The following is a 14,501-nucleotide window of genomic DNA, read 5'->3' as shown; positions in this document are numbered from 1 at the left end:
GTGTAATGTATATTTGCTCATAAAAAAACTGCACCTTGTGAGTTGGAGGGGATGTCCAACTTTTGGGGTGCAGTTCACTTTTCAGACGACCTTTTGTTTAATCCGCCATTTGTATCAAGCTGTCGGCGAGACGGTCGGCGGCTTGGCGGTAGCCTTTGCCTGAGAAGTGGACGCCGTCTTTGGCGGCAAGACCTTGGTTCATCCAGCTTTTCATGCTGCATTCTCCACCCATCGCGTTTTGCCACGACCAATACATGATTTTTTCGTCACGGGCAATGCGCTGCTGCATTTGTTGGATGCTGCTTAAAGTGGTTGGGCGTGTGCCGCAGCTTCCTGAAGTGCTTTTAAGGGATTCAGGTGCGCCGAGAATCAGGATGCCCGCGTCGGGCAGGCTTTGTTTGATTTGGCGGATGTAGCTGCGCCAGCTTTGTTCGGTGGCTGTGATGTCCAAATCACGGGCAAAGGCTTCGTTGGTGCCGTAGGCGATGATAACGAGGTCGGCGCGGGTTTGGGCAAGGTCATCCTGCCAAGAGGGACGCCATTTGGACCAGTGGGTCAGTTGCGCGCCGTTGATGCCGAGTGCGGAAACGGTTACGCCGCGTCCGGGATTTTCGATATTGATGTAGCCGATGTCCCAAGGCATGGAGCTGCTGAGGGTCAGCGGAAGGAGGCTGTTGCTGCGGATGATTTGCCAGCCGCTGTTTCCGGCGGGAACTTCGCGTCCGTTGAACGACAGGGTTTGTTCGGGCAGGACGGGTTTGGCGAAAACGGAAATCTGCCTTTCGCCGCTGCTGCCGTCTTTGGCGCTGATGGTAACGCTGCTGCCGTTGGCTTTGGCGATGATGCCGCCTAAGGGGAAGTCGTCTGAAACGCTGCGGCTGCTGACGGTTTGCCACGAGCCGTCATAGCGGACGGCTGAGCTGCGCTGACCTTTGACGGTAGAGGGGTAAACCCAGCCTATGCCGCCGTCGCCCCATTTTTGTTGGAGACGCAGGCGCAGTTGTTCGGTGAAAAGGTCGCCGGCGGTGTGTGAATCGCCGATTTGGAGGATGCGGAATTTGCCGTCCGAGCTGCGGTCGAGTTTTTTGAGCTTGGAGAGCCATGTGGGACGGCTGCTGCCGTAATTTTCCAGCAGCATATCGGCAGCGGGTGCGGCGGCAGACAGGCACAATGCGGTAAGGGATACGGACAGGGTTTTGATGTTCATGAGTTTCCTGTGTGTGGTTTTCAGACGACGTCTTTTGACGCGGCGGAGGGCTATTGTAACGAAAAAGACGGCATTGGATAAACAAAACGCCGTCCTTTTGTTGCCGATACGGGCTTAACGTGCGGATAATTGTTCCGTGCGTTCTTCGCCGTTCATTTCAGGGGTCGTCTGAAAAACGATTTTTTCCATGATTTTATCCGCGAGCAGTTTTTGTCCTTCAGCAGAGAAGTGGATGCCGTCTTTGCTGCGGTAGCGGATGATTTTTCCATTGATGTTGACCGAGTCGGCGTAGGTGTCCGAGCCGTTGCTGAGGAGCTTGTCGGTCGGTATCCACAAGGCTTTTGGACTGATCTCGTCTGCTAAAAGTTTGTCGAGATATCGCATTTGCTTGTTAAGTTTTGCCTGTTTCATATAAGGAATGCCCATCCAAATGACTTGGACATGGTGTTGCTCGGCGGCGGTCAGGATGCGGTTGACGCGGCTGAGGTATTCTTCCGACCATTCGGGCGAGGCAAATTTCAGGTATTTTTTGCCTTTCGGGAAGTCCCACGGGTCATTAGGACCGAGGAAGACGACCAAAAGGCGGATATCGGTTTGTTGTTTAAGCGTCTGCTCGATGGTGTTCGGCCAGTCGAAAAACTTGGGATAGGACAGTCCGGTGCTTTGTTTGCTTAGATTCACCGACTGGATACCGTATTGTTTTTTCAGGCTTCTTTCGACAAAAGGCGCAACGCCCTGCATCATCGAGTCGCCCGCAAAAAAGACCTTGTCGCCTTGTCCAAGAACGATATTGGCGGGCGGGGCGATAGGGAGACGGTGCGTGTCAGGCTGTCCGCCGTTTTGTGCCGTTTGAGGTTGGCGTCCGTCGGCGGGACGGTTTTTTTCATGCGGTTCGGACGCATTGAGTGCATCTTGTTCAGACGCCCCGTCGTTTTGAGCGATTTGAGGCTCCGGTTCGGCAAGCGTAGGCTGTCCTGCCAAACGTGCTTTGAGGTCGTCTGAAAAAGCGTAAGCGTTTTGTTGCAACTGTGCGCCGGTGCGCCACCATTCATATTCGGACAGCGGTTCCAGCGGCGAAGCCTGATGATAAGTCTGCTGCCAATAGGCATTGATGGAGTCTTGGCTGAACCACGCCGCGCCGAAAGTGCAAACCAAAAGGGAAGCAAACAGGGAAATAAAGCGTTTCATATTCTGAATGTCCTTTTAAAAGTCGGCGTAAATAAAGCCCGGAATGCCCGACGGCGCCAATACGATAATCAACACCAGCGCCAGCGTCAGCGGTATAAACCAAAGCCACATCGGCATTTTTTCCAATGCCGCCACTGCGCCGTCAAACAGGCGAAGCAAATACGGGTAGAGCAAAATCATCAGACCAAACGCGGCAAGCAGCAGGATATCCGCCTGATTCGGCGCAGCCCAACCTGTTTCGTTGGCAAATAAGGCATCAAACACCATCTGCGTATCGGCGAGGCTGCCGGTGTTGAACACGACGAAAGTGAAGCAGACGAAATGAAAAGTGACAAACCAGGCAAGCGGACGCAAGATTTTCAGACGACGTGAACCGTCCCGACCGAATATTTTGTCGCCGCAGTTAAGCAAAATTAATGCCACGCCGTGCAGCGCGCCCCAAAGCAGGAAATTCCAGCCGTAGCCGTGCCAAACGCCCGACAATACCATCGCCAGCAACAAGTTGAACTGCGTCAGGATGAAGCCGTGTTTGTTGCCGCCCAACGGAATATAAATATAGTCGCGTATCCAAGTGGAAAGGCTGATGTGCCAACGGTTCCAGAAGTCGCGGATATTGAATGCGCGCAGCGGTGCGGCAAAGTTTTTCGGCAGGCGGAAACCGAGCAGCATCGCCATCCCGATAACCAAGTCCGAATAGCCTGAAAAATCAAAGAAAAGCTGGAAAGTATAGCCGTACACACCCGACAACACGCCCCAGCCGTCAAACTGGGCGGGATTCTCGAAAACGGGCGATACCCAGCCGTCTCCCAGCGCACCTGCCAGCCACCATTTCTTTGCAATACCCAGCAAAATCAAGCACACCGCCAGCGCGGGTCGCACCAATGCGCGCGGTTCGGCAGTCCGAATCTGTTCCAAAGCCCCCGCCTGTTCGCCGTCTATGCTTTTAAACGCCGCCGCACGGATAATCGGCCCGGAAGTAATCGTCGGGAAAAAGCTCAAATGCAGCAGCAACTCATGCCACGCAAAGCGGTCGCCCATCGGATGGCGGCAGCAGTACACCAAATAAGCCAAAGATTGAAACGTGTAATAAGACAGCCCCAAAGGCATCAAGATATCGACAATCTCGCTCTGCCCCGTGTATTGGCGGATAAACGGGCGGAAAAAGTCGAAATATTTGAAGAAACACAATACCGCCAGAGCCGACGCTACTCCGAAGCCCAGCCAAAATTTCCGCACGTTTTCCTTTTCAGACGACATCAAAAGACCGAGCAGATGCACACAGGACGAATAGCAGGCAATCACGGCGGCAAAGATGGGATTCAAGTGATACAGCCAACCCATACCCGCCAGCAGAAGCAAAACATTCTGCACCGACGGCATACGGAAAAATGCCCAATAAAGAGGCAGAAAAGCAATAAAAAATACTGCGAATTCAATCGACAGCAACGGCATAAATGTTCCTTGAAATTTTTATTGTTCGGATAATTCGAAATATAGGTTTAGCAGTTTAAACCAAAACTGCACATTGTAAATAAGTGTTTGAATTTATACAACTAACATTAATCCAAAAAAATGGCCGTTCGTCAAAAGAGTGGGCAAATCAAGGCTTTTGGGATAACACATCAATTTATTTATAATTATTTTATATCTAAATACCTATCCTCACCTATCCTCCTGGAAAAGAATAATATTATGAGCCTCTCTTAAAATATTACACAATAAAAAACAGCCGATATTTTCCCATATCGGCTGTTCCTGTTTACTGCTTAATCGATATCCACTTTATTGGTGTTTAGGCAGCTCTTTCAAAGTCAGCGGCTTGATGTACCAAATATCGCGGCAGTAGTCGGCGATGGAGCGGTCGGACGAGAAGAAGCCCATATTGGCGATGTTGATCAAAGCGGATTTACGCCACGCGGCAACATCGCGGTAGTGTTCGTCCGCTTTGTATTGCGTGTCGATGTAGCTGCGGAAATCTGCCATCAGTTGATAGAAATCGCCGTAAGGTTGCAGGACGTCGTTGTAGCGGTTCGGTTCTTCCGGTGAGAACGTACCGTTGCTGATTTGGTTGACGACGCGGCGCAGGTCGTTGTCGCGCTCGATGTAGCTTAACGGGTCGTAACCGTTGCGGCGGATTTCTTCCACTTGCTCGACGGTGTTACCGAAGATAAAGCAGTTGTCCGCGCCGACTTTTTCCAGAATTTCGACGTTCGCGCCGTCCAGCGTACCCATGCAGAGCGCGCCGTTGAGGGCGAATTTCATGTTGCTGGTACCGGAAGCTTCCGTGCCTGCCAACGAGATTTGTTCGTGCAAATCGGCGGCGGGGATGATGATTTGGGCGAGGCTGACGCTGTAATTCGGGATATAGACGACTTTAATCAGGTCGCGGATGAGTTCGTCGTTGTTGATGGTTTTCGCTACATCGTTAATCAGGCGGATGATTTTTTTCGCCATGTAGTAGGCGGATGCGGCTTTACCGGAAAAGATGAAGACGCGCGGCTGCCAGTCGAAATCCGGGTTTTCCAAGATTTTGTTGTAGCGGTCGACGATGTGCATCAAATTCAATGCTTGGCGTTTGTATTCGTGGATGCGTTTGATTTGAATGTCAAACAGCGCGTCCGTGTTTACTTTGATGCCCAATTCGGTTTCAATGTATTTGGCGAGGCGTTCTTTGGCAGCTTTTTTCACGGCACCAAATTCTGCCTGTACTTCCGCATCGTCTACTTTTTCATTGAGCTTGGTCAGGTTGTCCAAATGCAGACGCCAGTCTTGTTCGCCCAAATGTTTGTCGAGGAAACGGGTCAACTCGGGGTTGGCAATGTTGATCCAGCGGCGCGGGGTTACGCCGTTGGTTACGTTGGTAAAGCGTTCGGGGAACACTTTGGCAAAGTCGGCGAAGATGGAAGTGGTCATCAGGTCGGAGTGGATTTTCGCCACGCCGTTGACTTTGTGCGAACCGATGACTGCCAGCCATGCCATGCGGACGCGGCGGCCGTGGGTCTCATCAATGATGGATACGCGGCGGACAAAGTCGTCGTCGAAATTGCCGATGGCGCGCAGGGCGTTCAGGAAGTAGGCGTTGATTTCAAAGATGATGTCCAAATGGCGCGGCAGCAGACGGCCCATCAAATCAACCGGCCAAGTTTCCAAGGCTTCGCTCATCAGGGTATGGTTGGTGTAAGAGAAAATCTTACAGCACATATTCCATGCTTCGGTCCACGCGATGCCTTCTTCGTCAATCAGGATGCGCATCAGCTCGGGAATCGCCAGCACGGGGTGGGTATCGTTCAGGTGGATGGCGACTTTGTCGGCAAGGTTTTTGATGCTGGGGAAACGGCATTTGTGGCGCGCCACGATGTCTTGTACGGATGCGGAAACAAGGAAATATTCCTGTTTCAGGCGCAGTTCGCGGCCGCTGTCGGTGGAGTCGTTCGGATAGAGGACGCGCGAGATGTTTTCGTCGCTGTTTTGCGCGCGGACGGCGGATGCGTAATCGCCGCGGTTGAAGTCCGACAAGTCGAAGCGGTTTCCGGCGTGTGCCGTCCACAGGCGCAACGGGTTGGCGATGTCGCCGCCGTAGCCGGGGATGATTTCATCGTATGCCATCGCGGAAATCTCTTCGCTCGGATGCCATTCTTTTTTATCACCCATATTGATGACTTGTCCGCCGAAGCTGACGGCATATTGTTTGTTCGGACGGCCGATCTGCCATGCCAAATCTTGGTCGAGCCACAAATCGGGTTTTTCGACTTGCTGACCGTCCACGATTTCTTGTTTGAACATACCGTATTGATAGCGGATACCGTAGCCCATGGCGGGAATACGCAAGGTGGCGAGCGAGTCGAGGAAGCAGGCTGCCAAGCGACCCAAACCGCCGTTGCCCAAGCCGGGATCTTGTTCTTGTTCGCAGACATCGGCGAACTCTTTGCCCAATTGTTTGAACGCTTCTTCAAATTCGGCATAAACGCCTTCGTTAATCAAAGCGTTGACGAAGGCGCGTCCCAACAGGAATTCCATGGAAAGGTAGTAAACCATGCGTTTGCCGTTGTCGATGTGGGCACGGCGGGTTTGCAGGAAGTCTTCCGCAATCAGGTCGCGCGCGGCGAGCATGGCGGCGTTGAGCCATTGGTGTTCGGTCGCCTCTTTCGGATCGACGCCCAAAATAAAAATCAATTTATAGACGATGGACTTGCGGATGGTTTCGGCATCCGGTTTCGGCATGACGTAATCAAAACCTGAAATGGGTTGTTTTTTCTTAGCCATGATAGCCTTTCTCTGTTGAGGATGGGGTGATGAAGCGGGGAATTTATCGGTTTGTGTATTTATGACGGTCTGAGGTCGTCTGAAAAGCCGTATGCCTTTATGTTCCGTTAAGCAAGTCAATCAGGTAAATTTATTACTCATCTTCGGCATTATAACTGAGGCAGTGTAAATAATAGGGTTTCTCTGAAAAACATCCTATTACTGACATATGTCATATATTCGGAGATGTATTTTTACGCTGCAAAATCCAAATACCCATATGTTCAACTGTCAGCTTGCCGTCTGCATTGTAATTAAACTTCTCGGATGGTACGCAAGAAAGCTGCCAACTTCCTTGAGGCAGGTTAAATAACTGTTGACTACGTTTGGCGTTGATCAACAGCAGCCATTCATCGTCCAAAACGATCTGCATGGCTTTTACACTGCGATTGTGCCAACAAAGCTCGCTCATCGGTTCGCCTTCCGCACTGAGCCAGCCGACGCGCTCTTTTTCCCACCAGACGTCATCGCCCAGTAATTTAATTTCTTGACGCAGGCGGATTAAATCGTGCGTATAGCCCTGCAACGCTTCGTCCGCCTGCTGCCAATCCAGCCAAGTTATCGGGTTGTCCTGACAATAGCTGTTGTTGTTCCCCTGTTGGCTATTGCCGAACTCGTCACCCGCCAGTAGCATGGGCGTGCCGTTGGCAAGGAACAGCGAGGCAAGCAAGGCTTTGGCGGTGTAGGAGCGGTCTTCCAAAACCGCCGCATCTTCGGTTTCGCCTTCGATGCCATGGTTGTAGCTGATGTTTTCGTTATGCCCGTCGCGGTTGTCTTCGCCGTTGGCGTGGTTGTGTTTTTCGTTGTAGCTGACCAAATCGCGCAGCGTAAAACCGTCGTGTGCGGTAATAAAATTGATGCTGGCGGAAGGATGGCGCCCGCTGTGGTTGAAAATATCAGACGACCCCGCCAGACGTTCGGCAAACGCACCCAAATTGCCGCTTTCCCACACCCAAAACGCGCGCATATCGTCGCGAAAACGTCCGTTCCACTCAGCAAAAGGCTGCGGAAAATTGCCCAAGTGATAGCCGCCTTCGCCGATGTCCCACGCCTCGACAATCAGTTTGCAGCGTGCCAACACGGGGTCTTGGTAAATCACCTGAAAAAAGCGCCCGTAAGCCTGAAAGTCGGGTTCGCGCCCCAATACCGTTCCCAAGTCGAAGCGGAAACCGTCCACATGAAATGTTTCCGCCCAATAGCGCAGGCTGTCCGCCGCCCAACGGGTTACGTCGCGGCGGACGATGTTCAACGTATTGCCGCAGCCCGACCAATTTTCATAGCTGCCGTCGGGCTTCAGCCAATACCACAAAGCATTGTCTATACCGCGCTGGCACAGTATTGGGCCTTTTTCATCCTGCTCGGCGGTATGGTTGTATACGACATCCAAAATCACCTCCAAACCTGCTTGGTGCAAGGTTTTGACGGCTTGTTTGAACTCCTCCGCCGCGCGTTCGGCATCTGCGGCGTAAGACGGCTCAACGGCAAAATGGGAATAAGTGTTGTAGCCCCAATAATTGCTCAAGCCTATTTTTTGCAGGTGGTATTCGTCCAAATGCTGGTGTATCGGCAGCAGCTCGACGGCGGTAACGCCCAAATTTTTCAAATAATCAATCACGCGCGGATCGGTCAGCGCTTGATACGTTCCTGCGTGTTCCAAATCGGCGAACTGCTTGGTAAACCCTTTCACATGGGCTTCATACACTACTGTCCTGCCCCACGGATGGTTCGGACGGCGGTCATTACTCCAATCAAACCCATCATCGCCCACCACCACGCTTTTGGGCGCCATCGCCGCATTGTCCCGCTCGTCTTCCGGACGAAACCACGCCATTTCCTCATCGTCCCGATAACTCGGTTTGCCGTCGATTTTTTTGGAATACGGGTCAATCAACAATTTGTTCGGATTGAAACACGAGCCGCCCGGCGCATCAGCACGTCCGTAAACACGAAAACCATACCGCTGCCCTGCCCCGACCTCCGGCACAAAACCGTAAAACACCGACCCGCGCCGCGAAGGCATTTCCAAACGGGTTTCCCCTCCCTTGTCAAAGAGGCACAGCTCGACTTTTTCGGCATGGATGGAAAACAGCGCAAAATTCGCTCCTTCCTCAGTCAGCGACACGCCCATCGGATAAGGCGCACCTTCTTCAATGCGCCATGTTTTGGTTTTCATTTTGTTTGTCCTGATTTGATGGAGACGCTTCGGGCTGCGCTTCCGGATAGATGTTCTTTTTATAGTGGTGATGCTTGAATGGAAAGAGGTCGTCTGAAAAGCAAAACCCCGTTTTCAGACGACCTCTTTTAGCCATAAACCTTTGTTTTCATATCAAGGCCGTCCGAATCCGTCAGATGCTAATTCGGCAACCTCACCGCCAACTCGGCGGGCCATGCCCCTTTGTCGTCGGTTTTCACAAAACCGTTGCCCGTCAGTCCGCCTTTCAGCAGACGGTTGTATTTCACCGCCGTCTCACGCGGCACTTGCAATTTCACTTTAAACATCAGCTTCGCGCGTTCATCGACCGTTTCCACCGACTTCGGCGTAAACTGCGCGTCCGTCGCGATGAATTTGATTTTGGCGGGGAACACCGCATCAATGCCGTCCAAACGGATACGCGCCTCATCATTGACTTTCAGACGACTTATGCTGTCGGTCGGCAGAAAAATATTCATCGAAACATCGGCAGGATCCAGCAGGCTGACCACCTTCGAACCCGCCGCGACCACGTTGCCCGCTTCCGCGATGGTGTATTCCACCCTGCCCGCTATCGGCGCGCGAATATTCATATCATCGTTGGCGGATGTGGCCGATTTGACTGCCGCCCTCGCCTGTTCCACACCAGCGCGCGCTTCCGCTTGCGCGGCGGTACTTTGCGCCACCGTCGCCCGCGCTTCGTCCCGCGCCGCTTCAGCCGCTTTGACCGCCGCAACAGCGCGCTCGTAATCCGCCTGACGTTTGGTTACTTCCGACTGCGACACCAGTTGGTCGGTAAGCAGTTTACGCGCATTGTCCAGCTCCATTTTCGCCACGCGCAGCTGCTGCCTGTTCGCGTCCACATTCGCCTGCGCGCGCGCAACCGTCTGTTTCATCTGCGCTTCGGCGGCTTTTGCCCGTCCGACAGCCTCCTCTTGCCGCAATTCCGCCGCCCGTGCTTCTTCCAAACGGCTGCTGCTGGTTTCAGACGACAGTTCCGCCAGAACATCGCCCTCTTTCACATCTGCCCCCTCTTCCACCAAAACCGCCTTCACCCGCCCCGGATACAGACTGGCGACATCAATGCGGTTCAACTCCAGCCGCCCGTTGGATTGCGCAATCCATGCAGGCAGAGTTTCTTTTTGGTTTTGAAGGACATACCACACACCGCCCGCAGCCAGCGCGACGGCAAGAGCAGCAATAACAGCTTTTTTCATGTTGCGTTACACCTTAATCGTCAAAACGGACGTGCCTTAGAGCGGTATTGCGGAAACAACGCGGCAAACGCCCAATCTATCCTTTGGTGGATGGACGAATCGGTCAGCAAATCCTCATGCCGCCCGTTCATCTCATCGGTCAGTATCCCCAACATACGGTAACGCGTGTTCATAATCATCGGCGAGATAACCGCGCCATTGAGAAACTCAAACTGGTTCAACAATTCCAATTCCGGCACATCCTTCCCGCCGTCGCACCTTTTGATGTGCCGGATCATCCCATAGGCAAGCATCTTATGCTGCTTTTTCAACGCTTTGGTAATCAAATCCACGCCTTCTTCGCTGTCCAGCAGCATCCTATGTATCCACGCCAAATGCTCGCGTATCGTAACCGCCAGCCGCCAAACAATCTGATACAGCCGCTCCGTATCTTCGATGTTTTGGGCAAAATCGAACGACACCCGCCCCAACGCCCGATTACTGTACTCGATCAACATCGCCTTCACAAATTCGTCTTTATCGGCAAACATCCTGTTGAACGTTTCCAAATTCGAATTCAAATGCTCCGCGATCGCCTGCTCGGACAGCCGCTTGTAGCCGCATCCGGGATAAAAATGAATGCCTGCGGAAATAAATTGCGCACTGGTTACACCGTCCATTATCTTCACCTCATCTGCCTGTATTGTTGTCATAGGACAAATATCCAAGACCCAAATGAAACAAAAATCTTCTGAAATATCAGACCGCCTGCGGACGCTGCCATCAACCATCAACACATCATCCCAACCCTGCCCGATACAAATGCCAACCAACTCTTATTTTATAGTGGATTAAATTTAAATCAGGACAAGGCGACGAAGCCGCAGACAGTACAGACAGTACGGCAAGGCGAGGCAACGCCGTACTGGTTTAAAGTTAATCCACTATATAAAGCACGCAAAACGCCCCGACTCAATCATCCTGTCTGTTTTTTTATTTCACTATATAACAAACCGCCCCCGCCTTCAATGCAGCCGCATTCCCAATTATCATTAAAATCCGATAGTTAAATCTGATTTAAGAGGATATGGGTCGTCTGAAAAAACGGTTTCAAACGATTTGAAGGCAAGCACCAAAATAAATAAACACCTTATCAATAATCCGAATGTTTGGAAGAAGCTATAAAAAATCGTCTGAAAACTGATTCCCCGTTTTCAGACGACCTTCGCTTACTCTTTGGCAAATTGCTGTGTAAATAGGATAAATTCTTCTTTTTTCGCTTTTGCCTTGCCCGAATCGATGGCTACTTCGGCGGCTTGGACACCGTCCATCAACGAAGGCACGACATTGCCGGCATAAAGGGCGGCGGCGGCGTTGAGCAGGACGATGTCGCGTGCCGCACCATGTTTGCCGCTCAACACTTCATCCATTTTCTCCAAAGATTCTTGCGCGTTGGCGACTTTGATTTCGTCCAAATTGCGGCGGATTTCGATACCGAAATCGGTTGGGCTGATGTCGTATTCGCGGATTTCTCCGTCTTTCAGCTCGGCAACGCGGGTTTTGCCGGTCAGTGTGATTTCGTCCAAACCGCCTTCGCCGCACACGACCAAAACGTGTTTGGAACCAAGCTGTTTCAATACGCGCGACAGGATGCCGCATAAATCAATGTGGAACACGCCCAAGAGCTGGTTTGGCGCGCCGGCAGGGTTGGTCAGCGGGCCCAAGATATTGAAAATGCTTCTAAACCCGAGCGAACGGCGCACGGGCGCGACGTGGCGCATCGCGCTGTGGTGGTTTTGGGCAAACATAAAGCCCAAGCCTGTTTGACGGATGCTTTCGGCGACTTGCTCCGGTGTAATGTTCAACACCGCGCCCATCTGCTCCATCACGTCTGCCGCGCCGCTGGACGAAGAAACAGAGCGCCCGCCGTGTTTGGCGACTTTCGCGCCTGCCGCAGCGGCGACAAACATGGAAGTCGTGGAAATATTGAAGGTTTTTGCACCGTCCCCGCCCGTACCAACAATATCGACGAGGTCGTCTGAATTTTCCAGCGGCACTTTGGCGGCAAATTCGCGCATGACGGCGGCGGCGGCGGTGATTTCCGATACGGTTTCGACTTTAATCCGCAATCCGGTCAAGATGGCGGCGATTTGTTCAGGCGGCACTTGTCCGCTCATAATCTGGCGCATCAGGTCGGTCATTTCGTCGTAAAACAATTCGTTGTTGCTGATTAATCGTTCGATGGCTTGTTGCGGTGTAATCATGGTTCAATCCTTTTTACGGGTATTTTTACGTCAAACGTCGTCTGAAAGTTTTCAGACGACGTTTGGTTTAAGCGGCGGACGCTTGGAAGTCTTTAAATTCTTCCAAAAAGTTTTTCAACATATCGTGTCCGTGTTCGGTCAACAGGGCTTCGGGGTGGAACTGCACGCCTTCAATGGCGTATTCCTTGTGCCGCACGCCCATGATTTCCTGATCTTCCGTCCATGCGGTTACTTCCAAGCAATCGGGCAGCGTATCGTGGGCGATGACAAGGCTGTGATAACGCGTGCAGGTAACGGGATCGGGCAAATCTTTAAACATGCCTTTGTTCAAATGGAACACGGGCGAAACTTTGCCGTGCATCAGCGTTTTTGCCCGCACCACATCCCCGCCGAACGCTTCGCCTATCGTCTGATGCCCGAGGCACACGCCCATAATCGGCAGCTTGCCGGCGAAATGGCGCATGGCGGCGACGGAAATGCCCGCCTCTTTCGGCGAACAAGGACCCGGCCCGATAACGAGATATTGCGGTTTCAAAGCTTCGATTTCTTCAAGCGTAATATCGTCATTGCGGCGGACGACGACTTCCTGACCGAGTTCGGCGAAATATTGGACGATGTTGTAGGTGAAACTATCATAGTTATCAATGAATAAAAGCATGAGTGTGCGGCCTTTTAGGGTTGTTTGACGGCGGCGATGTTTTCGGGCGAATTGATAAATGCCCACATCTGCTCTTCGGTTCGGAAAACGCCGTTACGGACAATATAATGCAGCGGATGCTTAATCAGCGCATCCGCTTTGCGGACAAAAACACGCATATTGCTGCTGTTTGCCGCCATTTCTAACACTTTGGCGGCAAAAGCGGGGCGGTGCAGCTTGTCGTGCATCAGCGGATGACGGGCGATGTATTCGTTCAGAGGCTTGCCGCTGCTGTGGAAATCCGTGTGCAGCGGGTCGAGGAATACAATGAAAAAAGGCATTTTGCCCAAATAATCGTCTGCATCGTTCATAAGCGTTTCGGACGGAATATTTATATCGCCATAATATCACAACCACGATTTTTGATTCGAATCAGGTCGTCTGAAACATCGCTTGCCACCTTCCGAGGTATCCACTTAAAATCAGTCTTACATTCCAAAAAGAGATTTGCTTATGGGTTTCAAACTTACTCCGATTGATGTTGTAGAAAACATCAGCCGCGAAGATTTTTATCAAAACTATCTCAAGCCCCGCCGTCCTGTCGTGATCAAAGGACTGACCCGCAACTGGCCCGCCCGCGACAAATGGTCGCTGGACTATATGAAAGAAACCGTCGGCGATATCGTCGTTCCCTTGTACAACAGCGCCAAAGCCGACCCTTCCGCGCCGATTAACGCCGCCAGCACAGAAATGCGCTTCAGCGACTATATCGATCTGATCAAACGCGAGCCGACGGATTTGCGGATTTTCTTATTTGACCCCATCAAACACGCTCCCGCCTTGCTGAACGACTACGTTTTCCCCAAAGAGCTGATGGGCGGATTCTTAGACCGATACCCTACCCTGTTTTTCGGCGGTGCAGGTTCGGAAACCTTCCTACACTACGACATCGATATGGCGCACATCTTCCATACGCATTTCGGCAAGAAACACATCATCTTGTTCGATTACAAATGGAAAGAGCGTCTGTTCCGCATTCCTTTCGCCACTTACGCGCTGGAAGACTACCACGTTGACAATCCCGATACGGAACGTTTCCCCGAACTTGAAGGCATCGAAGGCATCGAATGCTTCCTTGAATACGGCGACACCCTGTTCATGCCGACCGGCTGGTGGCATTGGATGAAATACCTTGACGGCTCATTCTCCATCTCCCTGCGCGCATGGGATGAAAGCTGGTCGGTTAAGGCGCATAGCCTGTGGAACCTGACCGTACAGCGCAAGTTCGACGACTTCATGAAAGCCCGCTTTAAAGCACGCTACATGAATTGGAAAGAACAGCTTGCCTGCAAACGCGCCCGCCGCGCATGGGAACGCGGCATGCCTCGTTAAAACAAACCTAAAGGTCGGCGGATTCGCATTTGAAGTGCAACTTTCCATAACAGAAAAAGGCCAGTATGCGGTAGCATACGGCCTTTCCTGCAAGAAAGATTGCCATGAGCTACACACAACTGAC

General features: G+C 52.0%; 12 protein-coding genes and 1 pseudogene. 2 read left to right on the top strand and 11 right to left on the bottom strand.

The features are described from left to right. Positions 1 to 97 precede the first annotated feature (97 nt). The 8 genes from AC5M9B_RS01820 to AC5M9B_RS01785 all read right to left on the bottom strand — a co-directional run bounded on the left by AC5M9B_RS01820 (position 98) and on the right by AC5M9B_RS01785 (position 10,797). Complete coding sequence (locus AC5M9B_RS01820; protein WP_049231418.1) at positions 98 to 1,207, bottom strand: SGNH/GDSL hydrolase family protein; 1,110 nt, start codon at positions 1,205 to 1,207, stop codon at positions 98 to 100. Positions 1,208 to 1,321: 114 nt separating this feature from the next. Beyond that, positions 1,322 to 2,395 (bottom strand): peptidoglycan O-acetyltransferase PatB, encoded by a 1,074-nt coding sequence (gene patB, locus AC5M9B_RS01815; protein WP_070656101.1) that lies wholly within the window; start codon positions 2,393 to 2,395, stop codon positions 1,322 to 1,324. A 15-nt stretch (positions 2,396 to 2,410) separates the two neighbouring features. Further along, entirely contained in the window at positions 2,411 to 3,847 is a 1,437-nt protein-coding gene (locus tag AC5M9B_RS01810; RefSeq protein ID WP_070656098.1) for an MBOAT family O-acyltransferase, read from the bottom strand. Between the two features lie 330 nt (positions 3,848 to 4,177). Then, positions 4,178 to 6,658, bottom strand: coding sequence for a glycogen/starch/alpha-glucan phosphorylase (locus tag AC5M9B_RS01805; protein ID WP_487648148.1), 2,481 nt, complete (start codon positions 6,656 to 6,658; stop codon positions 4,178 to 4,180). A 211-nt stretch (positions 6,659 to 6,869) separates the two neighbouring features. Continuing rightward, positions 6,870 to 8,870 carry a glycogen debranching protein GlgX gene (gene glgX, locus AC5M9B_RS01800; RefSeq protein ID WP_487648147.1) on the bottom strand — a complete coding sequence of 667 codons (2,001 nt, stop codon included), beginning with the start codon at positions 8,868 to 8,870 and terminating at the stop codon, positions 6,870 to 6,872. Beyond that, the gene (locus tag AC5M9B_RS01795) at positions 8,845 to 9,006 is read right to left on the bottom strand and encodes a hypothetical protein (protein WP_487648146.1); all 162 of its coding nucleotides are present in this window, start codon (positions 9,004 to 9,006) and stop codon (positions 8,845 to 8,847) included. Before AC5M9B_RS01795 ends, glgX begins: the two co-directional genes overlap by 26 nt. Positions 9,007 to 9,049: 43 nt before the next feature. After that, on the bottom strand, positions 9,050 to 10,105 hold the full coding sequence (locus AC5M9B_RS01790; protein WP_487648145.1) for an HlyD family secretion protein: 1,056 nt from the start codon (positions 10,103 to 10,105) through the stop codon (positions 9,050 to 9,052). Positions 10,106 to 10,125: 20 nt separating this feature from the next. Next, complete coding sequence (locus tag AC5M9B_RS01785) at positions 10,126 to 10,797, bottom strand: TetR/AcrR family transcriptional regulator (protein WP_487648144.1); 672 nt, start codon at positions 10,795 to 10,797, stop codon at positions 10,126 to 10,128. A gap of 129 nt (positions 10,798 to 10,926) precedes the next feature. Between AC5M9B_RS01785 and AC5M9B_RS01780 the strand changes: the two are divergent. Further along, positions 10,927 to 11,034 (top strand): annotated as a pseudogene (locus AC5M9B_RS01780) (IS5/IS1182 family transposase); the annotation flags it as partial. 279 nt (positions 11,035 to 11,313) lie between these two features. Here AC5M9B_RS01780 and trpD read toward each other — a convergent pair. The 3 genes from trpD to AC5M9B_RS01765 all read right to left on the bottom strand — a co-directional run bounded on the left by trpD (position 11,314) and on the right by AC5M9B_RS01765 (position 13,356). Further along, the gene (gene trpD, locus AC5M9B_RS01775; protein ID WP_487648143.1) at positions 11,314 to 12,348 is read right to left on the bottom strand and encodes an anthranilate phosphoribosyltransferase; all 1,035 of its coding nucleotides are present in this window, start codon (positions 12,346 to 12,348) and stop codon (positions 11,314 to 11,316) included. 67 nt (positions 12,349 to 12,415) lie between these two features. Further along, the gene (locus tag AC5M9B_RS01770; RefSeq protein WP_487648142.1) at positions 12,416 to 13,006 is read right to left on the bottom strand and encodes an aminodeoxychorismate/anthranilate synthase component II; all 591 of its coding nucleotides are present in this window, start codon (positions 13,004 to 13,006) and stop codon (positions 12,416 to 12,418) included. A 14-nt stretch (positions 13,007 to 13,020) separates the two neighbouring features. Beyond that, positions 13,021 to 13,356 carry a hypothetical protein gene (locus AC5M9B_RS01765; RefSeq protein ID WP_003767144.1) on the bottom strand — a complete coding sequence of 112 codons (336 nt, stop codon included), beginning with the start codon at positions 13,354 to 13,356 and terminating at the stop codon, positions 13,021 to 13,023. A 142-nt stretch (positions 13,357 to 13,498) separates the two neighbouring features. On the opposite strand from AC5M9B_RS01765, the gene AC5M9B_RS01760 reads away from it, so the two are divergent. Further along, positions 13,499 to 14,377 carry a cupin-like domain-containing protein gene (locus AC5M9B_RS01760; protein WP_070656087.1) on the top strand — a complete coding sequence of 293 codons (879 nt, stop codon included), beginning with the start codon at positions 13,499 to 13,501 and terminating at the stop codon, positions 14,375 to 14,377. Positions 14,378 to 14,501 lie beyond the last annotated feature (124 nt).

It is taken from the genome of Neisseria flava, assembly GCF_982712965.1.
The sequence above is the reverse complement of the archived record's forward strand: the minus strand, read 5'-3'. Positions and strand labels throughout refer to the sequence as shown.